Source organism: Streptomyces sp. CLCI03, from assembly GCF_053615355.1.
This window is the reverse complement of record NZ_CM132132.1, coordinates 5,238,731-5,263,895: the sequence shown is the minus strand read 5'-3', so window position 1 is coordinate 5,263,895 and position 25,165 is coordinate 5,238,731. Positions and strand designations below refer to the sequence as shown.

General features: G+C 68.4%; 24 protein-coding genes and 1 tRNA gene. 4 read left to right on the top strand and 21 right to left on the bottom strand.

The window, feature by feature from the left end:
* Positions 1 to 75: 75 nt before the first annotated feature.
* From ACWG52_RS24285 to ACWG52_RS24275, 3 genes are all read right to left on the bottom strand, one after another.
* Positions 76 to 483, bottom strand: coding sequence for a single-stranded DNA-binding protein (locus tag ACWG52_RS24285; RefSeq protein ID WP_453125907.1), 408 nt, complete (start codon positions 481 to 483; stop codon positions 76 to 78).
* A 121-nt stretch (positions 484 to 604) separates the two neighbouring features.
* The gene (locus ACWG52_RS24280) at positions 605 to 2,458 is read right to left on the bottom strand and encodes a GTPase (protein ID WP_389811561.1); all 1,854 of its coding nucleotides are present in this window, start codon (positions 2,456 to 2,458) and stop codon (positions 605 to 607) included.
* A 4-nt stretch (positions 2,459 to 2,462) separates the two neighbouring features.
* The gene (locus tag ACWG52_RS24275; protein ID WP_389811558.1) at positions 2,463 to 4,085 is read right to left on the bottom strand and encodes a dynamin family protein; all 1,623 of its coding nucleotides are present in this window, start codon (positions 4,083 to 4,085) and stop codon (positions 2,463 to 2,465) included.
* A 332-nt stretch (positions 4,086 to 4,417) separates the two neighbouring features.
* Between ACWG52_RS24275 and ACWG52_RS24270 the strand changes: the two genes are divergently transcribed.
* Positions 4,418 to 4,493: transfer RNA gene (locus ACWG52_RS24270), tRNA-Arg, on the top strand.
* Between the two features lie 199 nt (positions 4,494 to 4,692).
* Here the strand turns inward: ACWG52_RS24270 and ACWG52_RS24265 are convergent.
* The 14 genes from ACWG52_RS24265 to ACWG52_RS24200 all read right to left on the bottom strand — a co-directional run bounded on the left by ACWG52_RS24265 (position 4,693) and on the right by ACWG52_RS24200 (position 15,994).
* Positions 4,693 to 6,072: a tyrosine-type recombinase/integrase gene (locus ACWG52_RS24265; RefSeq protein ID WP_453125904.1), complete on the bottom strand. Its 1,380-nt coding sequence runs from the start codon at positions 6,070 to 6,072 to the stop codon at positions 4,693 to 4,695.
* Complete coding sequence (locus ACWG52_RS24260; protein ID WP_453125902.1) at positions 6,072 to 6,269, bottom strand: helix-turn-helix transcriptional regulator; 198 nt, start codon at positions 6,267 to 6,269, stop codon at positions 6,072 to 6,074. Before ACWG52_RS24260 ends, ACWG52_RS24265 begins: the two co-directional genes overlap by 1 nt.
* 207 nt (positions 6,270 to 6,476) lie before the next feature.
* The gene (locus ACWG52_RS24255) at positions 6,477 to 7,889 is read right to left on the bottom strand and encodes a DNA primase family protein (RefSeq protein ID WP_453125900.1); all 1,413 of its coding nucleotides are present in this window, start codon (positions 7,887 to 7,889) and stop codon (positions 6,477 to 6,479) included.
* A gap of 304 nt (positions 7,890 to 8,193) precedes the next feature.
* Positions 8,194 to 9,129: a bifunctional DNA primase/polymerase gene (locus tag ACWG52_RS24250; RefSeq protein WP_453125899.1), complete on the bottom strand. Its 936-nt coding sequence runs from the start codon at positions 9,127 to 9,129 to the stop codon at positions 8,194 to 8,196.
* A 110-nt stretch (positions 9,130 to 9,239) separates the two neighbouring features.
* Entirely contained in the window at positions 9,240 to 9,428 is a 189-nt protein-coding gene (locus tag ACWG52_RS24245) for a hypothetical protein (protein ID WP_030742441.1), read from the bottom strand.
* Positions 9,429 to 9,589: 161 nt separating this feature from the next.
* Positions 9,590 to 9,835: a hypothetical protein gene (locus tag ACWG52_RS24240; protein ID WP_390140036.1), complete on the bottom strand. Its 246-nt coding sequence runs from the start codon at positions 9,833 to 9,835 to the stop codon at positions 9,590 to 9,592.
* Between the two features lie 148 nt (positions 9,836 to 9,983).
* Complete coding sequence (locus ACWG52_RS24235) at positions 9,984 to 12,053, bottom strand: cell division protein FtsK (protein WP_453125898.1); 2,070 nt, start codon at positions 12,051 to 12,053, stop codon at positions 9,984 to 9,986.
* Positions 12,054 to 12,145: 92 nt separating this feature from the next.
* Positions 12,146 to 12,379: a DUF6257 family protein gene (locus ACWG52_RS24230; RefSeq protein ID WP_390166495.1), complete on the bottom strand. Its 234-nt coding sequence runs from the start codon at positions 12,377 to 12,379 to the stop codon at positions 12,146 to 12,148.
* Between the two features lie 76 nt (positions 12,380 to 12,455).
* Positions 12,456 to 12,833 carry a DUF6251 family protein gene (locus ACWG52_RS24225; RefSeq protein WP_390166494.1) on the bottom strand — a complete coding sequence of 126 codons (378 nt, stop codon included), beginning with the start codon at positions 12,831 to 12,833 and terminating at the stop codon, positions 12,456 to 12,458.
* Positions 12,834 to 12,856: 23 nt separating this feature from the next.
* Entirely contained in the window at positions 12,857 to 13,708 is an 852-nt protein-coding gene (locus tag ACWG52_RS24220) for a phosphoadenosine phosphosulfate reductase (RefSeq protein WP_390166492.1), read from the bottom strand.
* 21 nt (positions 13,709 to 13,729) lie between these two features.
* Positions 13,730 to 14,623 carry a DNA cytosine methyltransferase gene (locus ACWG52_RS24215; protein WP_453125895.1) on the bottom strand — a complete coding sequence of 298 codons (894 nt, stop codon included), beginning with the start codon at positions 14,621 to 14,623 and terminating at the stop codon, positions 13,730 to 13,732.
* A complete protein-coding gene (locus ACWG52_RS24210) occupies positions 14,620 to 15,459 on the bottom strand; it encodes a DUF2637 domain-containing protein (RefSeq protein WP_453125894.1) in 840 nt (279 codons plus the stop codon). Before ACWG52_RS24210 ends, ACWG52_RS24215 begins: the two co-directional genes overlap by 4 nt.
* Positions 15,456 to 15,728, bottom strand: coding sequence for a DUF6303 family protein (locus ACWG52_RS24205; protein WP_453125892.1), 273 nt, complete (start codon positions 15,726 to 15,728; stop codon positions 15,456 to 15,458). Before ACWG52_RS24205 ends, ACWG52_RS24210 begins: the two co-directional genes overlap by 4 nt.
* Complete coding sequence (locus ACWG52_RS24200) at positions 15,725 to 15,994, bottom strand: DUF6284 family protein (RefSeq protein ID WP_453125890.1); 270 nt, start codon at positions 15,992 to 15,994, stop codon at positions 15,725 to 15,727. The genes ACWG52_RS24205 and ACWG52_RS24200 overlap by 4 nt, the downstream gene beginning before the upstream one ends.
* A gap of 890 nt (positions 15,995 to 16,884) precedes the next feature.
* On the opposite strand from ACWG52_RS24200, the gene ACWG52_RS24195 reads away from it, so the two are divergent.
* On the top strand, positions 16,885 to 18,015 hold the full coding sequence (locus ACWG52_RS24195) for a helix-turn-helix domain-containing protein (protein ID WP_453125888.1): 1,131 nt from the start codon (positions 16,885 to 16,887) through the stop codon (positions 18,013 to 18,015).
* Here ACWG52_RS24195 and ACWG52_RS24190 read toward each other — a convergent pair.
* Positions 17,999 to 18,775: an NUDIX domain-containing protein gene (locus ACWG52_RS24190; protein ID WP_453129077.1), complete on the bottom strand. Its 777-nt coding sequence runs from the start codon at positions 18,773 to 18,775 to the stop codon at positions 17,999 to 18,001. The two genes, ACWG52_RS24195 and ACWG52_RS24190, sit on opposite strands and share 17 nt — an antisense overlap.
* A 213-nt stretch (positions 18,776 to 18,988) precedes the next feature.
* Between ACWG52_RS24190 and ACWG52_RS24185 the strand changes: the two genes are divergently transcribed.
* Entirely contained in the window at positions 18,989 to 19,825 is an 837-nt protein-coding gene (locus tag ACWG52_RS24185) for a hypothetical protein (protein ID WP_390140020.1), read from the top strand.
* A 451-nt stretch (positions 19,826 to 20,276) separates the two neighbouring features.
* On the opposite strand, the gene ACWG52_RS24180 is transcribed toward ACWG52_RS24185, so the two are convergent.
* The 3 genes from ACWG52_RS24180 to ACWG52_RS24170 are packed head-to-tail and all read right to left on the bottom strand — an operon-like array spanning position 20,277 to position 22,785.
* Entirely contained in the window at positions 20,277 to 21,212 is a 936-nt protein-coding gene (locus tag ACWG52_RS24180; RefSeq protein ID WP_453125886.1) for a hypothetical protein, read from the bottom strand.
* Positions 21,209 to 21,982 (bottom strand): hypothetical protein, encoded by a 774-nt coding sequence (locus ACWG52_RS24175; protein WP_453125884.1) that lies wholly within the window; start codon positions 21,980 to 21,982, stop codon positions 21,209 to 21,211. Before ACWG52_RS24175 ends, ACWG52_RS24180 begins: the two co-directional genes overlap by 4 nt.
* Positions 21,983 to 21,984: 2 nt before the next feature.
* Positions 21,985 to 22,785 (bottom strand): TIGR04255 family protein, encoded by an 801-nt coding sequence (locus tag ACWG52_RS24170; protein ID WP_453125883.1) that lies wholly within the window; start codon positions 22,783 to 22,785, stop codon positions 21,985 to 21,987.
* Positions 22,786 to 23,836: 1,051 nt separating this feature from the next.
* On the opposite strand from ACWG52_RS24170, the gene ACWG52_RS24165 reads away from it, so the two are divergent.
* Positions 23,837 to 25,117 (top strand): phosphoribosyltransferase family protein, encoded by a 1,281-nt coding sequence (locus ACWG52_RS24165; RefSeq protein WP_389811556.1) that lies wholly within the window; start codon positions 23,837 to 23,839, stop codon positions 25,115 to 25,117.
* The last annotated feature ends 48 nt before the right edge of the window (positions 25,118 to 25,165 follow it).

Sequence of the window (25,165 nt, the reverse complement as noted above, 5' to 3'; positions counted from 1 at the left end):
TCGACACAGTCTTCCCCTTCGGGCCAAAGACCCTGGTGCCCGTGAGTACCGGGGAATCCTATCCACCTCGAACACTCAGACCACCGCCGCCTCCTGATTGACCATCAGTGGTGTCTCCGTCCGCACCACGCGTCGGAAGGCCGCGGTCCCGCGGTTCAGGTCGTGCCCGATGGCCGTCGCGTCGATCTCCGCGGAGAACCACCGGTTCCCCTCGCCGTCGGGCGGGTCCTCCCGCACCCGGATCCGCCCGTGCACCACCAGCGGCTCGCCGACCGATACGGAGCCTGCGAGGTTCACGGCGAGGGTGCGCCGCGCCCACACCGTGTAGAAGCTGGTGGGTCCGTCCGTCCAGGCGTCCTTGCGCCGGTCGAAGTACCGTGGCGTCACCGCGAAGCGGAACCGTGCCGCCGGACCGCTCACCGTCTCCTTGTAGTCGATCTGCGTCGCCACATGGCCCACCAGCGTCACCTGGGTGTCGTGCATTCCGGTCGCCTCCCCCATGGTTGCCGTCCGTACGGATCCGCGCGGACCGGCCGTACGGACCATCCGTACGAGGTACGCACCATGCTGGGGCAGGCCGCGGATCCCCGCTCCGGCCTGTGGATCACTGCCGGGTTGTGGACAACTTGCTCCCCCCTGCGGCGACGGTGGCGTACTGCTCCCGCACCTCCCGGTACCGCAGCAGCTCCGCCGCCACCGGTTCCAGCACCCGGGCCCGCCCGCACCCGGCCGCCGCCTGCCGCAGTCTGCGCTCCGCGTCCTGCCCGTAGCGCCGCGCCGGTCCCCGGGCCGCGATCGAGCACGACCATTCCACGAGCGGTCCGCCGATGATGCCCGCCACCATCAGCAGCACCGGCGGCAGCAGCCTCGGTTCCAGGACCCCGACGATCTGTCCGACCAGCCACAGCCCGCCGAAGATCTGCAGCAGGGTCATGGCCGCCTGGGTCAGCACGGCCGCCGGCCACCACTTGGGCCGCGGCGGTTTGGCGCTCGGCACCGCGACCGCCGCCCCCAGGGTCACCGCGATCTCGTCCAACGCCTCCGGGAGCCGGTCGGCGCCCCGCACCGCGGTCTCGCGGACCGCCTGCGCCCACGGGTCGGGCAGCCCGGACACCGCCTCGTCGGCGACCGTCCGTACGGCCTGCTCCACCCGCTGACGCGCGGTCACCTCCTCCTCGACCGGGGCCTGGGCGACCGCCTGGCCACGCCCGCCGATCGCCGCGAGGGCGGCCAGGCCCGCCAGGGTCCGCGGCGCGCGGCGGCCCTCGTACCAGCGCCACAGCCGCAGCCACGGCGTCCCGCACGCCTTTCCGGCGTTGCGCCGCCACGCGCGCTCGGCGGCGAGGCCGGCCGCGTACGCCCCGACCGCCTCGGCGAGCCGGTCCTCGAACTCGGCGCGCGCCGCCTCCCCGATCTCCGGCCCCGGATGCCCGTCGGCCACGTACAGCGGGCGCAGGCGGGCGGCCGCCCGGTCGACGTCGGCGGAGATCCGCCGGGTGGCCGCGCCCTTCTCCTGGGTGAACTGTCCGAGGAGTTCGCGCAGTTCCCCGACGCCCTCCCCGGTGAGGGCGGACAGCCCGAGGACGGTGGCGCCGGGCTCGCCGTGCTCGCCGAGGGCGATGCCGTCGTCGTCGAGGAGCCGGCGCAGGTCGTCCAGGACGAGGTCGGCGGCCTCCCCGGGCAGCCGGTCCACCTGGTTGAGGACGACGAAGGTCACCTCCGCGTGCCCGGCGAGCGGCCGCAGGTACCGCTCGTGCAGCACGGCGTCCGCGTACTTCTCCGGGTCCACCACCCACACCACGGCGTCGACCAGCGCCAGTACGCGGTCCACGTGGTCCCGGTGCGCGCCGACCGCGGAGTCCAGGTCGGGCAGGTCGACGAGGACCATCCCGCGCAGCGCCTCCGCCTCCGAGGTCTCGCGGGGCCGGCGGCGCAGCCGTCCCGGGATCTCCAGCCGGTCGAGCAGTCCGGCGGCTCCGTCCGACCAGCTGCACGCGATGGGCGCGGCGGTGGTCGGGCGGCGCAGTCCCATCTCGGAGATCTGCACACCGGCGAGTGAATTGAAGAGAGTGGACTTACCGCTTCCGGTGGCTCCGGCGATCGCGACGACCGTGTGCTGGGGCGACAGTCCGCGGCGCGCGGCCGCCTCGTCCAGTACCCGGCCGGCCTCGGCGAGGGTCTTCCCGTCGAGCCTGGTCCGGGACAGCCCGACCAGCTGGCGCAGTGCGTCGAGGCGCAGCCGCAGGGCCTGCCCCTCGGGACTGAGCGGGGGCGCGGTCGACTTGCCGCCGTCGCTGCCGGCGCCGGAGACGGCCCGGACGAGGGCGTCGTCGCCCTCGTCGCCCTCCTCCCCCTCGCGCCCGTCCTCGTCCGGGTCCCCTTCGACGATCCGGGGGCGCGAGCGCGCGATGAGCCCGTCGTCCCAGCGGTCGTCGGTGCGGTCGGTCAGGGCGGTCACCGCGTCACCTCTCCTTCTGCAGTACGGACAGCGCGGCAATCAGCTCGGCCTGTGGTTCCGGGGTCACTTCGAGCGCCTCCAGCGGGGCGAGCCGGCGGTCGCGTTCGGCGCGCAGCACCTGGTCGAGGTGGTCGCCGACCAGTTCCCCGCCCCGGTCGCGCAGCCGCAGGGCGGCCTGCGCGCCGATCCGTTCGGCGAGCTTCTCCCCCGCGGGCCGGGCCCGTTTGCCGCCGAGGAGGGCGGCGACGAGCAGGGCGGCGATGCCGCCGGGGTCGGGTGCGGGCTGCCTGTCGCTCCTGGCCACCTCCTCCTCGGCGAGTTCCTCCAGGACCCGTCGCCAGCGGCGCACAGCCACGCCGATGCGCTCCCCCGCCTCCCGGTCGGGCGCGGGCAGCGAGACCGCGCCGGCGGCCGGTTCGCGCCGCCAGGCGTCGGCGATGCGCTCGTCGGCGGCGGCGACGGCGCACTGGAGGAGCGCGGCGAGGGATTCGGCGAGCGAGTCCAGCAGTTCGTCGGCGCTCGTGTCGAGCGGGTAGCCGCGCCACCGGGTCAGCGCGTCCCCGGCCAGTACGGCGCCGTGGTCGAGGCGGCTCCGGACCCGCTTGCCCTCCCGTTTGTACGCGTCCTCGACGGCCGAGGTGAGTCGTACGGCGGCGGCGTGCTGGGCGGCGACGGCGGAGGCGAGTTCCGGCATCCGGCGCGCGAGGGAGTCCAGCGCGCCGAGCGCGGTGCGACCGACGGCGTACTGCCGGGCGGCGGGGTCCTGCGCGTGGTGGGCGAGCCAGGCGAACAGCGGGGCGACGGCGCTGGCCGGCAGCAGCCCGCCCCCGCCGGCGGACTCGGGCAGTTCCGGGACGGTGAACCGCGGTACGTCGCCCAGTCCGGCCTTGGTGAGCAGGGCCCCGTACTGCCGCGAGACCTCGGCGAGCACCTGGTGCGGGACCCGGTCGAGGACGGTGATGAGGGTGGCCCTGTACTGCTTGGCGGTGCGCAGCAGGTGCCAGGGGACGGCGTCGGCGTACCGCGAGGCGGTGGTGACCATCACCCAGACGTCGGCGGCGCAGATGAGCTGGGCGGCGAGGGTGCGGTTCTCGACGACCAGGGAGTCGATGTCGGGGGCGTCGAGGATGGCGAGCCCGCGCGGCAGGCTGGAAACGGTCTCGATCCGCATCTCGCGGGTCGCGTGGGTGTCTGCCGGGCCGCGGCCGCGGTCGCGGGCCCGGGATCTGGCGGTCGGTGGCGCCTCGTCCTCCCCGTGCGGCACCCAGACCCTCATCAGGTCGGGCAGCACGCGCATTCCGGCGAACCAGTGGTGGTCGTCCGGATGGCAGACGAGCACCGGGGTGCGGGTCGTCGGGCGCAGCACCCCGGCTTCGCTGACCTGCCGGCCGACGAGGGAGTTGACGAGGGTGGACTTACCCGCCCCGGTGGACCCGCCCACGACGGCGAGCATCGGCGCCTCGGGCGCCTTCAGTCGGGGTACGAGGTAGTCGTCGAGCTGCGCGAGCAGCTCGGCTCTGGTCTGGCGGGCGCGCGGAGCGCCGGGCAGGGGCAGCGGCAGACGCACGGACGCGACCCGGTCGCGCAGGGCGGACAGGGCATCGAGCAGCTGAGGCCGAACATCCAAGGTCACCACATGCGAAGAATGCCCAATTTGGGACCATTTTTGAAGCTTATACGTCCTCTGCGCGCCGACCGCGATTCCAGTGGGACATTCTGGGCACGACGGACGAGTGGGGCGCAGGCATAACGAGTGCACAACACCAGGGGCGACGCGGCGCAAAAGCGATGCGAGAATCGCACCTGCCTGCGATTATCGGGACCGCTTCACCGAACCTCCACATCGTGGCCCGCGAGTGAAGCAACCGGGACAAGGCAACCGGAGCCCTATCCTTGACCCGGCACGGACCTCAGCCCCACCCCCACCGGAGGCTCCAGGCCCACCAAGGCCACTTTCCGGCCCCCGTAGCTCAGTGGATAGAGCAGGTGCCTTCTAAGCACTTGGCCGCAGGTTCGAGTCCTGCCGGGGGCACCACTTCCGCACCACCCGAAGCCCTCCCCCCGGGGAGGGCTTTCGTGCAGGTCAGCGCACCTTATCGAGATATCGGTAGTCGCCTGATAAGGGTCGGAACATCGCGCGGTAACCCCAACCGGCAGTCCGGCCGTATCCGGCTGATTCCCAGTTTCTGCGGGTGGCCACGGTGGATACGCGGTGGCGTTCTCGGCAAGAGGCCTCAGACCTCGGGGAGGTCACCCCCCGCCTCGATGCGCTTCTTCAGGTCCCCTAGATGGCCAACGACGCATCGGGCGTAGACGGCCAGCAGGACCGGGACACTATTACCTGCCCATTCCGCCACCTGCGCCGGCGGAACGCCGTCGTTGAGCCAGTTCGTCAGGCATGTGTGGCGCAGGTCGTAGACACGCTTCCCCAGGGGTGACGGGATCTCCTCCGGGGTGAGGGTCTCCTGACGGGCGGAACGCCATGCCCGCCGGATGACGGACCCGGCGAGCATCTCCCCCTTCTCACCCGGAAAGAGCAGGTCGCCCGGCTTCAGCTCCTCGCGCTCGATGTGCTCCCTGAGGATCTTGGTCAATGCGGGTCGGCACGGGACCGTTCGCATGTCGTCCTTGGCCCGGCCCTTGAGACCTCTCTCCTCGTGGATCGCGCCGTCATTCGTCCAGTGCTTTCCCACTTCGGGTTGCGCCGTGTGGATCAGCAGCTCGCCCCACTGGTCGGCAGCGCCCTCCGGAGGAAGCCGGACATCCATGACGTACATGGCCACCACCTCTTCCGGTCTCGGGCCGGCGTAGTACATCGCGGCGAAGAAGGCATGGAGGCGAGGCCCACCACGAGGACGTCGGCGGACCCAGCCCAGCAGGCCGGCCGCCTGGCGGAGATTGATCAGAGAGCGCTTGTCGACGGCGATGGACGTCTTCGGTGTCGCCCCTCGCCCCTTCGGCAAGGTGTTCGCCCTCAGCACGTTGTGTTTGACGGCGTGCTCCAGCATCACGTTCAGCACCCGCCGATTGCGCTTGATGGTGCTGGCCGCTGTGTCGGAGCCATCGAGCCGAGTGGACACCGCCCGCAAGACCGCATCCACCCGAGCGGAGTCCTCCCACGCAGCCATGGACAGGCTGTTGCGCTCCACCCACTTGAGGATGGAAAGAACTTCAGGAGGCGCTTCGGTCCGCCGGCGGGTGTTGAAGGCGAACTCCCGCAGCGCCGTGCGCACGACCACCGGGTCGTAGGTGCTGGGCACTGGACTACGTAGGAGCGCCCCGGTGGCGGCCATCAAGACCTTGGACGTCGTCTTGCGGCTGTTCCCGCTCGTGCGGTGCCACTGGAAGTCCGTGAACTTCACCGCGAACTCGTACCAGCTCACAGCACTTGCACCTGCTGCGTGCGAGAGCGGCCGCCCTGTCGAAACGCTGAATGCTTCACCGCGGCGGGTGGCGCTGACCAGCTCGGAGCGGAAGGCGTCAGCCAACGCCCGGGTAGCGAACGGAGCTCGCCATTCGCGGCCTCCCAGGAACCATCGAACCGTGTACGTGATGCCCTTGGCCTGCTTGCGCGATCCGATCTTCCAGATCTTGACTTCGTACGTCGTGTCCATCAGGCGGCGTCCTCGAGATCGTTGAGCCAGATGTCCAGGTCGCCCCGGCGTACGCGCAGTTCGCCGTTGGGGAGCTTGATGCAGCGGGGGGCGCGCTGCTTCAGCCGCCACTCGTAGAAGGTGGATCGCGAGATCCCGAGTTCGTCGCAGACCTCCGGGACTTTGAGCATCCCCCGCCTGCTGGTGTGCGTGGCCATGTGGGTTCCTTTGAACCGGCAGCAGGGCATGGCCGGGGGTACCGGCCACGCCTTGCTGAGGATGGGAAGTTAGGTAGCTGAGCTTCGGCAGAGGGGCCAGCGGCACCGGGGCCCGTCGGATTCAGTTGGCTTCACATTGCGTTGAGTCGCTACTCATCGCGTCTCAGAGGTGGTCTGAGCGTCTTGAGACGCGTTGAGTCGCGACTTTCACGAATGTGGGTCGGACTGGTTGAGGGTGATGCCGCTGTACGTGAGAACCTGCCGGCCGTGCTCATCTCGGGGGCGGGTGCGGTTGAGCTGGGGGATGACGGACAGGAGGTTGCGGCCGAACACCTGCTTCGTTCCGGCGCGCACTCCGTTGTCCTCCGCCCACTCGCGCCAGATCGCCCACAGGTCGTCCACTGGGACGCTGCACGTGGGGCCGGTCGTGCAACGCTCTCGGACGAACGCGCTGGTGGGGGACGCGGTGTCGCGCATGGTGGTGACGGCGTCTCGGCTGGAGGCGGGTTCTGTGATCCGGTTGGTGCGCCGGAGCCGGGCCAGCCCCTCCAGCGCCCAGTTGAGGATGCCGGGCATCTCTGCGGTGAGCCGGTCGGTGAGGGTGGGGTCCTCCTTGCCGAGCCACGAAACGCGCATGCTGAGGAGGACGAACCGGTTGGCGATGACGCCCGAGGAGTCGCCGAAGTGCGGCAGCTCGTTGGACAGGATCATCAGCCGTGAGGGGAGCTTGCCGGTCCACTGCTCGCGGTACTTGCGGTCGACGTCGATGGTGTCGTCACCCGAGATGGTCAGCAGCCGCTCCACCATCTGGCTGTTGTCGTTCCCGGACAGTCGGGCGTCGGAGATGACCGCGAGGGACTTCCCGACCAGCGTGGCCAACCCGAAGTTCGTGCCCAGCCCGGCGAGCGTGGGCCCGGCAAGGTTCTCCTTGCCGACCAGCGCTTTCAGTACCCGCGCGATGGTGCCCTTGCCGGAGCGGGACGGGCCCACGATGAGCAGAATCTTCTGGAGGTCGGTGCGGCCGGACAGGACGTAGCCGAACCACTCCTGTAGTGCGGTGATGGCGTCGGGGTCGTCGGGCCAGATCTGCGCCAGGAACTGTTCCCATGTCGGGGCCGTGGCGGTGCGGTCGTAGTCGAAGGGGACGGAGACGAGGTTGAAGAAACCGGGGGTGTGCGGCATCAGCGCGCGGTCACGGATCCTGAGCAGGCCGTTCGCGCACGCCACGATGGGATCGCTGTCCGCGTCGCTCGCGCCACTGCCGTCGAGCCACGCGGGCGCGTCGGTGTCGGTGGGCAGCAGAGTGATGGATCCCAGCGCGTCGAGGAGATTGCTGATCTTCTGTTTCGTCGGCGCCCAAGCGCGTTCCTCGGGTTCGCCGTCCTTGCCGGGTACCCGGTAGACGGCGTGCTCCAGCCGCTCGTACATGGCTTTGCGTACCTGGGCGTCGTCCAGCTCACGCCAGCAGGTACCCGTCCAGCGCATCCATGATCCGCGCCAGCGCCGGCACACGAGCTGTCCGTCCGCGGTCTGCCAGTCCGGCTCCAGCCGGCGGGCGACCGCCAGAGGGTTGGTCGGCGGCGGGAGTTCCTCGGCTTCGAGGGCGGGGCAGTCCATCATGCGGCGTCCCTCCTTTCCTCGTCGCGTGACGGGCAGACGTCTCGATGAGCGGCGTGGTCGGCAATCAGGGCGAGCGCGCGCCGCTGTCCGGCGGCGAACAGGTTCCGTCCGCACACGCACCACGACCGGACGGACGGGGTCACGCCGCGTCCGGGGGCGGTGATGTGGAGCCAGGCGATGGGGCGGCGCCCGTCGTCCCAGCGCGGGGCAGAGCGAAGGGCAGAAGGGACGCCTTCGGCGACGACCTTCGGCGCGCCACTGTCGTCCGGGGTGGGGGTCGGTTCGGCGGAGCGGGGGCCGGTGGTCACGTTGCCCTCACCACAACCGCGTTGAAGCCGTTGGCGACCGCTCGGGCCGCGTACGCCTCGGGCACTCCGACGGCGATGGCCGCGTCGATGATCTGCTGCCCGAGCACGTCCAGTCCGCACGGGCCGGGGCATCGGGTGTGTTGGTTGGCGAGGAAGCGGGCGACTCCGTAGGCGGTGCTGCCAGCGCCCTGCTCGGGGCAGGCGGCGATCCTGGCGAGGCCCCGGGTGAGCCCGGTCCGGACGAAGGTGTCGTTGTGGCGGCAGCCGGTGGCAACCGAACGGTCCCAGGTGGCGCGGGCCGGGGAGGAAGAGTCCACCTCCCCGCGAAGGGCCCGGGTGGACTCTTCCCTCACGACGAGCGCCCGGACGACGTCCGGTAGGGCCGTGATGGGGCCGGTGCCGGTGCCGTACCAGCGCGCGTAGGACATGAGGGATTTGATGTCCACGCCGGGCCGGACCTTGTTGGCGGACTGCATGGAACCTCGGTAGATCCAGTGCTCCCCGCGGGTCGTCGCCACGACCTTGGTCGCGGGGAGGTTCTCGCGGGCCCAGGCCACGGCATCGGGGTTGTCGAGGTCCACGACGGTGAGGTGGGCCCCGCCGGGGTGGTAGGCGAGGGCGACCGCCTGGTGCCAGGCGGTCGCCCAGGCCGGGCCGGTGAGGATGCCGGGGGCGGTGGTGGCGGCGGCCCAGCCGTGGCAGGGGGCGGGGCAGTGGCAGGGCCCGGCGAACTTCATGTTCGGGCGGTCGCCGCACCGGCAGGGCGTGGCGGCTTTGCTGCTGGTGCAGGCGGGGCAGTTCCCGAAGGGAAGTTTTCCCTCCCGCAGGGGCAGAACGGGCAAGCCGATCCGGGCGAGCTGGAGGGCGGTTCGTAGGTGGATGGGTAAGGCAGGCCGGTTGGGGTCTCGCGGGATTTCGGTCGTGTGGTTCATGATTGGGGTCTCCAGTTCTCTTGCTCAGTGCTGGATGAGGGCGGCCCCGGCTTTGGCGAGACGGGGGCCGCCCTTTTGCTGTGCGTGTGGAGCGGGCGGGTCTGCGGTCGCTAGAGGTTGGGAATGGCGTGGACGATGGCGTTGGCCATCTCGTTGATGGGGCCCGCGGCGCCGGTCGAGGCGAGGAAGAACCCGAAGCCGGCGGCGACGAAGGCGCTGCCAGCGCTGAGGCTGTGGGAGCGCAGGAGGAAGTACAGGACGAGTCCGAAGAGCGCGACGAGCGAGACGGTGATGGCCATGCCGGAATCTCCTTTGACGGTGCTCGGGGTGTGCTGGGAGGCTGCGCATGCTTCGGGTGCTGACAAGCTCGGGGTGTTGCCGGTGGCCGTGTCCGCCTGTCGTCAGCTAGGCGAGGGGCCCGCCTGATGGCGGACGGCCACCGGCTTTGTGCTGTCCGGGGTCAGCGGGCGCCGGCGCGGTGGATCTCACGGCTGTGGTTGTGCAGGCGGCGCCCGACGCGCAGGCGCTTGCCCTGGCCGTGGCAGCGGCGGCAGGGCTTGACCCGCTTGAGCTTCCCGGCGCGGTTGACGGTGAGCTTGGCGCCGGCACCGTCGCACTTGCGGCAGGTCCCGAAGGGGCTGGCCATGCACAACAGGGTGTAACCGGCGAGGGTGGCGAGGATGAGGGCGGTGCTAGCGATGAGCATGCGGGTCCTCCCGTGGCTGGGGCGGTTTCCGGGGCTTTTCGCAGGTGGGCCGCTAGACGCTAGTTCCCTGGTCAGGGGCCTGATGGGGTGCTAGCGGGGGTGCTAGACCTAGCAGCGGCTCCCGCTAGGTCTAGCACCGGTTTCGGGGTCAGGCGGCGGCCCTGTCGGCGTCACGGCGGGTGATGGCGGTGGTGATGTCGGTGCGCTTGATGCCGCGCCGGTTCTTGCCCTCGCCGTCGTCGGTCTGGCCCCAGACCTGGCCGGGCTTGATGCCCCAGGGCTTGAGGGCGGCGGTGACGTTCTCGCCCTTCCACCCCGCATACGCGTCGGGCCGGAGGCCGGTGAGGCGGACGGCGATCCGCTCGCACCACACCGCGTCCTCGTCCGCCGGGACGACCGCGAGAACGTCGGCGAGGATGTCGACGCCGGCGGTGGTCTCGGGGTCCTTGCCGATGGCGTGGCCGGTGACGTTGCCGTACTCGTCACGCATCTTGCGGGCGCGGGCGACGACCTGCTCGGCGGCGACCGCATCGACGAACGCGGAGGCGACGATGCGGGGGTCGTCTCCCTCGCCGGCCATCCAGCAGATGCCGCGGTCGGAGCGGGAGAACATCGTGGCCCGGATCCCCGCCTTGTACATCGAGGTGCCCAGCACCATGTCGTTGGCCGGCTGCCCCATGACCTTGAGGCAGAACCGCAGCACCGCGTTCGCGCTGATCCCGGTGGGCAGGGACTTCGCGTCGGGGCGTTGGGTGCCGAACATGCCGACGATGCCCAGGGCCGGGCCCCGCTTGGTGATGTCGGTGCAGATCGCTTCGATCTCCGCCCCGTACTTCTCGTGCTCGAAAGGCACCTGACACTCGTCGAACCCGGCCACGATCGGGTGCAGCCCAAGCGTCTTGTCGCCGGCCAGCTCGGGGGTCACCTTCGACTCCGGGCACCGCGAGCGGGGCAGGGACTTGATGACCTTCGCCCGGCGCCGAAGCTCGTCCTTCAACTCGCGCAGGGCCTGGACGACGTACTCGATGTCCTCGTCCTCCTCCCCGGCCCGGTAGCGGTGGCATACCGGCTCCAGCGCGCCGAAGTCCCCGGTGCCCTTGAAGTCGAACGCGTAGATCTGGGCGCGCGGGTCGAGGGCAGCGATCAGCAGAAACAGCCGCATCAGGAACGTCTTGCCCATGCGCGGGATCGATCCGACCACGACCGAGGCGAACATGAGGGTCACCGACACGTCCCGCATGCGCTGGTCGTTGCCGAACACGACCGGCTTGAACAGGTCCACCTGCCCCGACTTCAACAGCGGCCAGGCGGGCTTGGTGGTCTCGTTCATCGGCTTGTCTCCGACCCACAGGATCAGCCGTCCCTCGTGCTCGGTCGGATCCGGGGCGGGCCAGACGCAGCCGACCTTGCGGCGCAGACCCGAGGCCAGCGGCTTGCGGGCCTCCATGATGTCCTCCGGCGTCACGCCGTAGGGGAGGTCGAGGTCGGCGCGGTAGCCGGGCCCGTCGCGGACGATCTCCGAGGTGAAGCGGAGCCCGTTCATGTCGCCGCCCTTCTTGATGGCGGCGGAGATCTTCGCGTTGCCGATGCTGTCCAGCCCGCGCAGCACGATCGAGCCGGTCATCTTCTGCAGCTCGGTCTTCAACACCGCAGGGCCGATGACCGGAGCGTCCGGCTGCTGACCGGCCAGGCCGAGGAGGAGTACCCCGCCGGCGGCGAACGCGTACAGGTAGACCGGGGCCAGGACGTACAGCCAGAGGGCGAAGCCGGCGCCGAACACGGCGGCGACGAGGGTGACCAGTCCGCGGAGCCGGATGCGGCCCTGGCGGAGCTTGGCCAGGCGCATGTACTCGTCGACGTCCTCGGTGCGGACGGCGAAGTCCCTCAACGGTGCGGCCTCGCGGTCCCACACCCACCGGTTGGTGGAGGCGATGAACCGGCAGGCTCCCCGAGGGGAGCGGATACCGAGTCGGGCGGCGTAGACGGGCATCCGGACACCGTGGAAGAGGGTGGCGTAGCCGAGGTTCGCGGCGGCGTGGCGTGCGGTGGCCGTGAAGTCCCGCCGGTTGGTCAGCCACCCGGCCAGGACCGGCTTGCGCTTCTCCTCGCGGACCTTGGGGTCGGGCAGGTTCGGGTTGTCGACCATCTTCGGGATCACCGGCTCGACGTCCTCGTCCGGGACGGCCCGCAGGTGCGTGGTCTGCTGGGTGTCGGTCATGCTGTGAACTCCTGCTCTCGCCTGTGGGCGGGTGGGTAGGGCCCCGGAGCGGCGCGGTTTCCTTGGCCGGGACGGCCGCTCCGGGGGCACAGCTACTTGCGGTTCTTGGCCTTCGCCGCGGCCTTACGGGCGGCCTTCGCAGCCGCGGCGGCCTCGGCCGCCTGGCGGGCCTCGCGTTCGCGGGCGCCGTCGATGATCCGGTCGACCTTGCGCTCCAGATCGCCCTGGTAGACGGTCTGACTGGCGATGCCGCGCTTGGCCATCCGGGCCGTGTACCAGCCGAGCTGGGCCATCTCCTTGGCGGTGAACTTCGGGTCCTTCGCCATCACGGGACTCCTTCCGCGGGCCGGTCTGTCCGGCTCCCCTCACCACCCACCAGCGGGTGGGTGGATCGGGCAACCGTCAGCGACGGCGGCGACGGGCCAGCCTGCGCGCGTTCTTCACCGCAGCGGCGCCCTCGGAGCTCCCGGTCGACTTCACGACCGTGTGGACACCCCACGCGAGGACCAAGGCGAGGAAGGCGAGCATCGCGATGTTCGCGGCGATCGCGGTGAGCACCCCGACCAGCAGCGGGCCGAAGTACACGCCGGCCGCGACCGCGCCGGCGCCGACCCCGGAACCGAGCGCCAGGCGCTGAACGGTCCGGTCCGGGGCGGCCTGGTGGATGTGCTGGTGCACGACCTGCGAGCCGCTCTGGAAGGTGGCGGGGATCCGGTCGGCGTAGACGTGGGTTCCGTCGGGGAGGCGGACGACGCGGGCAGGTTCGGGCAGGTGGTTCACGGGTGTCTCCCTTCGGAGCACGGTCAGGTCATGCACCAGCCGGAGTCGCATCCGGGGTCGATGTCGTCGAACGGCAGGGTGTCGACGCCGTCGGGGATGGCGGCCCGCAAGGGGCGGCCGAAGCGGGTCAGGTAGACGTGGTCCTTGCCCAGGGCGTCACGGCGTTCGTTCAGCAGGTCTTCGAGCTGGCAGGCCTTCTCGAAGAGTTCGGGCTGGTCGCGGCGCATGTCGTGCCAGGCCTCGGGCCGGTGGAACGGGCAGAACCAGCACGATGACTTGGGCGGTACGGGAAGGCCGGCGGAGCGGATGATGCGGGCGCAGTCGATGCGGCGGATCCCGCGTTCCAGCAGCGGGTACTCGATGTCCTCGTACGGCTCGCAGCGGCGCTTGTTGGCCCGGCCGATCTCGTCCAGGCTGATGCCGATCCCGACCGTGGCCGGGTGCTCCTTGGTGGCGCCGCGGCGTTTCAATTCACGGCCGACGGTCTTGATTTTGTAGTCGGCGGTGCAGGAGCGGGTGCCGGGGGCCCCGTTGCTCATCCGCACCGGGATCTTCAACGACCTCGACCCCGGCCTGGTGAGCTCCCCGTAGAGGGTGCGGGTCTCCTTGGATCGGACCATGACCCGGTCCAGGAGGACCAGCTCCAGGCCGTGCTTCTCGGCGTAGGGGCGGGCGTACTGGTCGAGGTAGGCCATGGTGGCCGGGTTCTCGGAGTCGTCCCCGACGTTGGCCATCAGGAACGTCCGATAGTCCAGCTCGCCGGTCGCGGCGAGGACCATGGCGGCCATGGACTGCCAGCCACCCCCGAAGCTGAACGCCTTCAGCTCGGGTGCCGGGAGTTCGACGATGCGGGCCGGTTCAGGCAGGTGATTCACGAGCGTCTCCCTTCGGGGAGGTCAGGCAGCCACGGCCGCAACGCCAGGGCTCACGAGGGCGTGCAGGGCAGCGTCGGCCTGCTGGGGGACGACACCGTTTCCCAAGGCCTTGAGCTGGGCCGTGCGGGAGAGTCCGCGGACGTCGGTGACGTGTCCGGCGGGCAGGCCCATCAGCCACTCGACCAGAGGCGGGTTCAGTCGCCCCAGAGGGTCAGTTGGCCGGGGAGCGGGGCGTCCGAGGATCGCTTCCCACCGCTGAACGGCTGGACCGTAATGGCCCCAGTCAGGGTCGGGTTGCCCCTGCCGTAGGACGTCGATCGCCTCTCGCTGTCCGCGGCTGTCGGGGTCGGCAGCAGCCGGACCGTGGTCCGCAGATCCAGGCCCCCCGCTCCGTGGCGTCCCGCCCCGTTGGTGTCCGAGGTGCGGGGGGTCGGCAGCAGTGGCGAGGACGAAGAGCCGGTTGCGCTGGTGGGGTGCGCCGACGTCGGATGCGCGAACACAAGCCCACCGTGCATCGAACCCGAGGGCGGCAAGGTCGGCGAGGACGGTGGCGAATCCGAGGGAAAGGTGCCCTGCGACGTTCTCAAAGATCGCGTAGCGGGGTCGAAGAACGCCAAGGGCGTGGGCGATGTGGGGCCAGATGTGCCGGTCATCGGCGACTCCCTTGCGCTTGCCGGCGGAACTGAACGGCTGGCACGGATAGCCGCCGCACACGACGTCGACGGGTTCGACCTGCTGCCAGTCGACCGCGGTCAGGTCCCCCAGGTTCGGCACCCGGGGGTAGTGGTGGGCCAGGATGCGGGAGGCGCCCGGGTCGTTGTCAGACACCCACGCGGGCGTACCGCCCAGCACGTTCTGGACGGCCATGTCGAGACCGCCGTATCCGGTGCACAGGGAGCCGATCCGCAGACTCATCCGGCCACCGCCGCCGCGGCGTCCCGCTCCCGCTCCGCCTTCAACGTCTCCCGCACGATCCGCGCCTTCGCCGGCGAGGTACGCAAGGCCTTGCGAATCCCCTCACCGGTCAACTTCTCGACCGGCCACGACTCCGTCAGGCTGCGCGCCTCGGCCAGCAGCTCGACTTCCGTCCGGGTCGAGCGGGTCGATCGGGCCGCCACGGGGACCCGACCGGTCGCCCGACGAGGACGTGTCCCCTCAGCTGCCACCGCGAGCTGCGGTCGGGCCTCGATCGGCTCGACCGGTGCGACAGGGGAAGAGTCCACCTCCCCCTGCGGCTCCGGCTGCTCGGCGGGAGGTTCGTCCTGCTCAGAGGTGGACCGATATGCGTGGGTGTGGGTGGATTCTTGCTTGTCCGGCTCGATCGCCGGTCGATGGTGGAGAACCTTGGCGACGAGATCGGATCCGAAGTAGATCGACCCGACCGGAAGCGACGTCGCCAGCAGCACGAGCGCCCAGTTCGTCAGGTTCCCCTCAGCCAGTCGACTCCACCCGATCGACTCGGCGTGCAGCTCGGGCAGCAACCCGTGGACGTAGTTCAGAACCAGCGACGCGAGGGTGTAGCCGGCGAGGACCCGCAGCGCGAACCTGCGGGCCTCGTCGGTCAGCACGAGGGCGGCGACGAGGGCCAGGGCCATGAGGCCGTCGACCACGAACGGATACAGGGTGGCGGCGACGTTGTCGGCGCCGATGGCCTTGGCGATGTCACGCAGGGCGTTCCAGGAGACCCGGAAGGCCATGCCGACCACGACCACCAGCGCGAGGACGAGAGCACGCTTGGCATTGCGGTTCACAGCGCCTCCCCGATGGGGCGGACCTCGAACGAGCCCCGGAACTCAACGGCGTCCGTGTAGTCGTTCTCCAGCTCCATCCACTCCCAGTCGGCGCCGCCGGTGGCCTCGTAGCCGAGGCCGGCCAGGGCGGCGGTGCGCTCGGCGAGCGTGGGGGTCGGCGCGGTGCGGCCGAAGGAGTGGACGGGCCAGTCGTCGGCGTGGCCCTCGACGATGATGTAGATCTCCCACTCACCGAAGTAGGAGTTCGCCAGGCGGGCGCTGTACGTCATGCCGCATCCCCCGAGCCCGTCGAGCCGGCGACGCGGTTGGCCAGGTCCCGCCGGGCGACCAGGACCCGGTTGCGGGCCCGGCGGATCCGCCGCTCGTCCACCTCGGACGGTGTCCGGTCGATCGTCATGATCTGCGCGTCGAGCAGGTCGACGCGCGCCAGGATCAGCGGCATCTCCTGCTCGATCGCGTTCAGCTCCGCGTCCGACGGCTCCAAGCCGTCGGACCACGGGGTAACGAGGTTCTGAAGTGCAGCGATGGACTTCATGGGTCTTGCTCCTTCGAGAGAGGAACGGGGCCCGAACAGCAGCCCCCGGCGTTCGAGCGCCGGGGGCTGCACTGCGTTGGGGGTGGAGCGGAGGTACTCGGCTCCCTGCAACCCCGCCCGTACGACCCAGGGATCGGACGGGCGGAGGAGGCAGCCGACCGAGATAGTCAGGCGACTCGGAAGGTGTTGCCGTGCGAGCGACCGCGGGCCGTGAACCCGCAGTTGCGTCGCACAGCGGTTGAGCAGTGACGCGGAAGGCGCGGCCAGCCGTACCGGTCCAGTACGGCGAGCGCCCACAGATGTCGGTGAAACACAGCAGCCTCCTAGCCGGAGGGGCGAGGCTTCGCCGGAGTACCGTTGCCACGGCGTTCCGGCCCCGAGCCTGGAAGTCGGGTGCGTCATCGTCTCTGCTCTGACGCCAGCAGGGCGGCGCGTACCGGGTGGCACCCGAAGGTGTCCTCCAGAGCCAGCACGCAAGAGAAGGTGTTGCCGCCAGCGACAACACGTCGCCATGGGGGACGGGGATCACGCCCCGTCTCGTATCGCTTGACACGCTGTTGAGTTCTTAAGGAACGGACGCTGCCTTCGTACTCGCCCCCTCGGGCTTTCCTCCGGGCTGCAAAGTGGGCTCTCGGTCGTGCGTGCACACCGAAGCTGAGCCCTTGCGGGCCATCTGGTGCGCACCAGAAGCATGGCATCTGGTGCGCACCAGACGCAAGCCCCTGGTTCGTTCGGGGCTTGCCGGTGTGTTCCGGTGTGACTTCAGGAAACGGCCCAGACAGGGGGCCTCGGTAGCCAACAGGGGTTAACCTCAAGGGTGTTAACCCGCTCCCACCTGCGGCGATTCGGTTAGGCCCCCGCAGGTGGCACGGCCATCGGAGGCGATGCACGTGGGCAAGGGATTACGAGCTGTTCGTACCGCGCGGGGATGGTCGCAGGAGCGGCTGATCTTCGAGATTGAGCGCTACGCGCGGCAGCACATGTTGAACGTCGCATCCAGCGCGAGCCTGAAGACCTACGTGTCGGAATGGGAGAACGGGCGACGGGCCATTACGGAGCGGTACGCCGTGATCCTCCGGCCGCTGCTCGGGGTGACTGACGCCGAGCTGGGCGGGGAGCCTGCTCGGTCAGTCCCCCAACAGGCGGATGGCTACGAGGATTTGTTGGGCCGGATCGACTCGGCGCGGAGCGTCAGCGATTCCATGGTGAGCACCTTCATGGACCAAACCGAGCTACTGCGGACCATGGACCGGCAGATGGGTGCATCAGGCCTGGTGGACCAGATGAACGGCCACCTGACGGCAATGGAGGACGCACTCACGTTCGCGGTCCTGCCAGGAACGCGCCGTCCCATCGCGACAGCCCTGGCAGGGGCGGCGACCCTGGCAGCCTGGCAAGCGTTGGACGCAGGTTCTGTGGAGCGCGCATGGCGGCACTACGAGCTGGCGAAGCGGGCCGCACAGGACGCTGACGCCCCGCAGTATTTGGCCCACGCCATGGGAGAGCAGGCATACGTCCTGGGTGATGCTGGCCGACCCGAGATGGCGGTTGAGCTGATCCGAGACGCGCAGCGCACCCACGCGGAGCGGCAGTCGCCCCGCCTTCGAGCCTGGCTGAGCGCGGCCGAAGCAGAGTTGTGCGCTGCCGCTGGCATGCACGACGACGCTCGTCATGCGCTGGACCGGGCGGCGTCCGCGCTGCCGGAAGGCGTGAACCCTCGTGACTCCGACATGCTGAGCATCTTCCTGAACGCGGATCACCTCGCGCGCTGGCGGGGGAACGTGCTGGCGCTCTTGGGGGATAGCTCGGCTATGGGTGACCTGTACGCGTCTCTCCAGGCGACGGACCCCACATTTGTTCGCGCGAAGGCAGGACTGCACAGCGACCTGACGCAGGCACACCTTGCACGCGGCGAGTTCGACGAGGCCCGCTCGAACCTCCAACAGGCGCGACTGCTGGCGAACCGCACGGGGTCCGTGCGGCACCGCCGGCGTGTGGAGCTACTTACGGGACGGCTGTAGCCCGCGACGCTAGGACGTGCAGCAGGGCGACGAGGGTCCCTGACCCCATGAGCTTCCCCTCGGCCATGAGCCGGGGAATGTCCGCCAGGGGCACCCAGGCAATCTGCCCCGCTTCCTCGATGTCCGTGGGTTCGCCTACCTTCTCCGCGCCCCGAGCCACGAAGATCTCGTGAGGTGAATCGACCATGCCGATCATGGGCTGATACGTCACGACGTGCTCGACGTTCGTCGGCCGCCAACCGGTCTCTTCCTCGGTCTCACGCGCCGCAGTAGTCGCCGCATCCTCTCCTTCGTCCACGATCCCGCCGGGGAGTTCCCATCCCCACTGCTGCGGGACGAAGCGGTAGCGCCACATCATCAGGACGCGCTGCTGCTCATCGATCACAGCCGTGATCGCCACGTGGTGCAGGCGCACCACGTGGTGCTCGAACCGCTCAACCCCGGGCGGCTCGACGTCGACGAGGTCTAGGTTCACCCACCGGTTCTCGTAAACCGTCCTGCTGCCGTGGATCGTCCAGGGCTCCAGCTCCGCCGGCGTGGGTACGGTCTCACCACCCACGACCCGGTACGAACTGCGGTCGTACGCCTTGATGAGGTGCTCGCTCGCCAGTCGTGCGAGCACCTGTCGGAGGGCGGTACGGCCGATCTCCAGCTCAGCGCTCATGGTCCGCTCGGAGGGAAGCTTTTCGCCGGGGCCGTACTTGCCCGACTCGATCCAAGACCGGATCGTCTGGTAGACCCTCGTCGACTTCGGTCCCATCCTCAGAGCACTCTCCCCGTTCGTCGGCCTACATGGGCCAGCGTAGTGGGGGACCAGCTGGGAGGACTCAGTCATGCCGATCTCTCTTCCGTTGGACGTGGGGTGCTCGTTAGTTCGGCTAGAGGCTGCCCGGACGTCGCGCTCGGAACGCCATTGCTGCCAGCCTGGTGAAAGAGCAGCGCCACACCGGTAGCTCAAGCGATGATGCCGGGCATGTCTCCGGAACTGGTCACTGCGATAGCCACCCTGACCGGTGTGGCTCTCGGCATCGCTGGCACCCTCTCTGCTGCACGCATCCAGGCCAAGGGCAGTCACGCTCAGGCAGATGCGACCTTCCGGGCAGCCAAGACAACGGCGACAACGCAGTACGCGGCCACGCTGGAGCAGCAGAATCGAGCAGCTCAGAGGGCTGCGTATGTCGGCTTCCTTGCTGTGGCTAGAGACTTCGTGCGCCGCGCCGAGTACACCCGCTTGGATGGAGACCGTGACCAGAGTGCTCAGGATCTAACCGAGCCTCTTCTGCAGGTGGAAACTGCCTACGTTGCAGTTGAGCTGGAGGGGCCCGAGGCGGTCCTGGCGACAGCCCTAAAGTTTCAGCGTGAAGCCTCGGAGTTTCAACACCTTCTTGAAATTCGCGGAAGCGCCTATCGCGCCATGAACAAGCTTTGGGCCTTTCATGGCAATGGAAATCTGCGGGATTTCCTGGTCATCGAACCCCTGGATCGATTGCAGTCTACCTATAGGCTGATGTCCAGAAATGAACGAATGCGCTTGTTCTGCAGCATCGATCTCTTGTCGGCCGCAGGTGAACTAGGCGAGTTAGGCGCTCGATGGCGTACAGAATTCCTGCAGGCCAAGTCCCTACTTTCTTCCTATGTTGAGGCCGGGACTATCACAGAGCCTGAGGCGGAGACCATCCTCAGAGACGCTGGTGTGCACGACGCCAGCGTCGGCGACTTGCTGAGCACGGGGCAGGCGAAGATGGAAGCAACGCTCAGGGGCTTCATCAGTGGGGCTCGAACACACCTCAATTCAACTGCCCCGCGCTAACGCGCAGCATCAGTACGTTGTTGATCAGCGGCCGTGCCCAAGCTCTGGCCAACACGACTGTTCAGGACAGCTGGCGGATCCAAAAAGCCCAGGTGGAAGTGCTGATGGGTGATGCCACCGAGTGGGTCTTGAAATCCGCCGCGACCTCATGCGGTATGAAGGTCGCGCAACGCACGCCCGCAGCCCGTCGCCCGGGCCTGCTGCTCCAGCCCTGCCACCGTCCGCGGGGCCTGCGGTTCGAGTAGCTGGTGGGAGAAGCACGCTGCGGCTGGGGCGGTCGGCTCCACGGTTTGCCCGCCTCCCGGTTCGGGTCTCGCGTCAAGCAAGACCAGGGGACCACTCGATCGCATTGCGGCCAATCTCACAGACCTGACCGAGTTGCCAACGAACATACGGCCCCCTGATCACGCTCGACCCAAACCGGGCAGGAAACCGGCCGAACCCTACGTGCTCAGCCTGACGGGCTCACGCGATCCGTAGGAACCTCGACCATTTCCATATACTCACGAACAGACATCTCGTCGATCGTCCGTTGCACAAGAGGGTGAAGGGTGAACTGCAGGCCGTCAGCAACTTCTGCGGTTTCATCCCACCAAGCCATCCACCATTCCCACACGTCAACCGATAGATTTTCCTTCACCAGGACGGCAAGACGTGCTTCTTTGGGCACAAGGTAGCTATCGAGAGCCACCCTAACTTCAACCACTTTATCTAGGATTTCTCCATGGAAGTCGCGATTCTTCTTTTTCAGCTCACGCAAAGAAGACACAAGCGGACCCTGCACTGCCGTAACGAAGGATCCAGCGAACGCCGGCCGACTCCTCTGAACAGCTAGCCTTTCGCCAACTTTTCGTTGAATCTCTTCGCTGCCGAATCCATCCAGAGGAGACTGATCCGCCAACCAGCCCTTCTCCACTGGGAATTCAATCCTGAGATCGGCCACCCAGAACTCATCACCCGAAGCAATTTTCGGGACGTGGAGAAAGTATGAGGCTCCCTGAAATTTAGCGAGTTGAGACCTTTGCCCTTTATCGACAAGGGTTCCGATGTCATACACCGGGCTCACCTGCACCCAAGGCCGCCTCGGCCGAGGGGCATCTTCTTCCGCAATGTCGCAAGTTTGACTGGTAATAATCCCGTAGCGCGGAAGGCTAGCGCCCGCGCCTTCAATCACTTCGGGGCCCTCACCTCCTACGTACGCACGGGTGCGCGCCCAAATGGAGGAACGAGGATCCGCGTAGTAGAAAAATGGCGGGTCTGATATCAGGCAACCCTGCGTGAAAGCCTTCAGCTTATCCAGGACACCAGCTGGCCAGTCGTCTCTTGTGACCGGAAGCCCTTGGTCAATAGTTGCACGGAGGGCGTTTTCGCCCGAGAACTCGTTCACGCCGGCCGGGGCCTCCGAGACTTTGGCGGATCATTGAACAGAACAGGCTTGGCAGGCTGACTATACTCGTTCGATTCAGGCTCAAAGCTGGCACGCTCGACCACCGGAACCGGAGAGAGGATCAGGGTTTGAATCTCGGCTGAAATACTGCGCCGACCCTTCTCCGACGCCAATTCTTCCAGTCTAGAGCATTCGCCAGAGACATTCGGCTGCTGCAGCCAGAGCAGGGCGGCGCCAAGCCCCATACCGCTAACTACACTCTTTACGACACTGTGGATCTCAAACAGTCCTCGCACAGTCTTCGGGTATACGCCGCCTCCAGCGCGCCAGTTACTTGTGCTTCTACGGCTGAACCCGCCAAGCTCAGCGATCCTCTCTTCCGGAAGGTTCAGCCAACTGCTGAGTTCTCCAACCGCGACCAGAGCCCGCTCTGCAGCTCGTCTATTCTTGTCGGCGGCAGCAGAGTGGGTAGATGCTTCGCTGGCCAGGCGCACAGACGCACGATCTGAAACAAACGGGAGAAGCGGTTCAATCTCGTCACCAAGCCCAGTGCGCGTCACGGGAAACCGTGTACTAATAGCCCGCGAGATTACTTCTGCGGGGGTAGCCGGCATTGACGCTGTGACAGCAAAAGCGCCGAGGATTAGGATCGGCCTCGCCGCACGCTTGAGTGAATCAATAAAGCCGAACGGGGATTCCGAATGGGCGCCGCTCGCTGTCAGGATAGGAGTCTGATCAGGATAAAAGGCGTCCAGCGTCAAAGCGTTCACGCCTATTCCTTCCTTTGCAAACTCTCAAGCATCTCAGGTGTGACAGAGGCTTGAAATACCTGTAGTGCCAGCTCATGCAATGAGCCAGCCCCTTCGATGATTTGATCAGCCTTGAACCTCCGGCTCGCCGCCCGTGAACAATCCGTGTCCAACACATAGGGCCAGGTGTTAGACGACTCCTCGAATTGCGTGCCATGCCTGAGTAGCACCTGCATGCCCTCGGGCGCCACCATTTCCAATACTTGCTGGACCCCAGACAAGGAGCCACCAAATTTTGGATGCAAAACTGGACCGAGGAGAGTGTCCTCAATGTATCCGGCCCAGTCTCCAGCCGAACTCACATCAGCACGACGCATGTCGTCTACGTACCGAAGGCCGAGGCGTTGCTCGACGGTTGGCTTGAAAACTTTTTCGATGGCGCCGCAGAGGTCCTTCAGGCGCGTGCGAAAGTCGGTCCATGAGGTGTATCCCGTGCTTTCCAATGCGAAGAAGTCCGGAAAGATGGCTACCACCCACTTGCCGTCCCTCGACCGCAACCGCCAACCACTCATACGGCCATTGTCCGGCAGTTGCGCAACTCCTGCAGGGCCGAACTGGAATCCGATTTCATGCTGGGTGATTTCTTCCAGCCCAAGCTCTTCCCCCATGGAAGCAGTCAGAGCATCGCGAATCTCCAGCACTTGATCACCGTGCTGCGGCCCAGCAACTCGATCGTGACGCACCTGGCAGACCACCAGCTGGAGGGGCGCCTTCTCCAGCTGTGTCGTGGATGGTTTCGGCAGGACCAGCGGCGACGGAGTCACAGAAGCCTCTCATTGGGAAGGTTACGGGAAAGTATGATGCCGGGAGCCTAGCCGGTCAACGGTTCGGCGGCACGCGGAATCCGGACAATCCGCCATGCCCACGTCAAGTCACCAGGCTTCTGACCTGCATTTTCTAGCGCGACATCTCCTGTTGGCCACCTGGGGTGCATTCGGATGGCGTCAACACCTTCGGCCTAGTCCTGGGCGGACAGCTGATCCACCCGCACGATGGTGGGCATCTAGCTGATCGTGTGACCCGCACCTGTATCGCCCGCGTCTGCAGGACGTCATCCACCGCAATGTCTAGCCCCTACTCCTGTCCTCGTGGACGGGCGCCTGCAGCCTGCTCATGTACCGCTTGGGGCAGAGCCCTGACCTGCTGTCGCGTGAGGCACCCGGGGCTTTCAGGAGCCGCGCGTGCTGGCGCGCGCGACCCTGGGGGGGCATGCGACGGCTGACGGCGACCGTTGACGGCACCGTACGCAGGAAGATCGACACATTTAGTGGGTGGCTTCTGTGGCTAGCCAGCCGACCCGGTCCGGGCTTGGCGCGGGGTTGGGTGAGCAACCAAAGCAGGTCATGTATGCGGCGCGGGCTGGCTCCAGCAAGGCGGAAGGCATCGCTCCGGTGGATACGTGGTGCGAGAGGTGGGGAACGGCAACATCTGCGAACGTAGCTGCACTTCAGAACCCTATGAAGAGGAAACGACGGCAGTCCCTTCTAAGCACTTGGCCGCAGGTTCGAGTCCTGCCGGGGGCACTCTTTCCGCACCACCCGAAGCCCTCCCTCAGCGGAGGGCTTTCGTGCGGGTGAAGCGGGTTCGGCGGGTTGCAGAAACATCTCTTGGTGAAGCGACGGGAGCCCCCGGAGAACAGCGAACTGGACGGCGAATTCCGACCAGTTCACCGCGCCGGCTCCGGAACGGAACGCGTCCGCCGGGGCCGGCGGCCCGGAGGGCCGGCCGACCGACTTGCGGGACGGCCGGGGATGCGGTTGCGTCGAAGGAGATGGGTACGTGGTTTCCGTCTCCCCTGGTTGGGGGTGAGCCATCGTGCTGTTCACCCATCGCGCGGAAGCCGGCGAGCGGCTCGCCGAAGCGCTCCGACACCTGAAGGGGGAGGACCCCGTCGTCCTGGGCCTGCCCCGCGGCGGAGTCCCGGTCGCCTACCGGGTGGCACGCGCGCTCGGCGCCCCCCTCGACGTCGTCGTCGTGCGCAAGCTCGGCGTCCCCCACCATCGTGAGCTGGGCTTCGGCGCCATCGGCGAAGGCGGCGTACGCGTCGTCAGCGAGGACATCGTCCGCGGCAGCCGGCTGGGCCCGCCGGACATCGAGGCGGTGGAACACGCCGAGGCGGCGGAGCTCGCCCGACAGGCCGCGCGGTTCCGCGGGGACCGGCCGCGCGTGCCCCTGGACGGCCGGACCGTGATCGTCGTGGACGACGGGATCGCGACGGGCGCCACGGCCGCCGCCGCGTGCGAGGTCGTACGGGCGCAGGGCGCGGCACGGGTGGTGCTGGCCGTTCCGGTGGCCCCGCCGGACGCCGTCGCCCGGCTGGGCTCCACGGCCGACGAGGTGGTGTGCCTCGCCACGCCGCATGCCTTCCGCGCCGTCGGCGAGTGGTACCAGGACTTCTCCCAGACCCCCGACGAGGAGGTCGTCTTCCTGCTGGCGCGGGCGGCGGCCGACCCCGCCGGTCGCCCGCCCGTCCGAGCCGTCGAGGTCGAGGTGGACACCGGCGGCCCCGTCCTGGTCGGGGACCTCGCCCTGCCGGAGGGTGCCGGGGCGGTCGTGGTGTTCGCGCACGGCTCCGGCAGCGGTCGCCGCAGCCCCCGCAACCGGTCCGTGGCGGCGGACCTCAACCGGGCGGGCCTCGCCACCCTGCTCCTCGACCTGCTCACGCCCGAGGAGGAGGCCGACCGGGCCAACGTCTTCGACATCGAGACCCTGGCCCGACGCCTCGCCGAGGCCACCGCCTGGCTGCGCCGGCGGGAGTTCCTCCCGGCGGGCTGGTTCGGGGCGAGCACCGGGGCCGCGGCGGCGCTGTGGGCGGCCGGGGAGGCGGGCGCCGACATCGGGGCGGTGGTGTCCCGCGGCGGCCGGCCGGACCTGGCCGGTGAGCGGCTCACCGTCGTACGGGCCCCCACGCTGCTGATCGTGGGTGGCCGGGACTCGACGGTGCTCGACCTCAATCGCCGGGCCCAGCGCGAGCTGCGCTGCGAGAACCGGCTGGAGATCGTCCCGGGGGCCACCCACCTCTTCGAGGAGCCGGGAGCCCTGGACGAGGTGGCCCGCCTGGCCGGTGACTGGTTCACCCGCCACCTGGTGCCCTGAGCTGTGTCCGCGAAGTGGCGCCCGCCTCGGCGGCACCGCGCCGGCAGC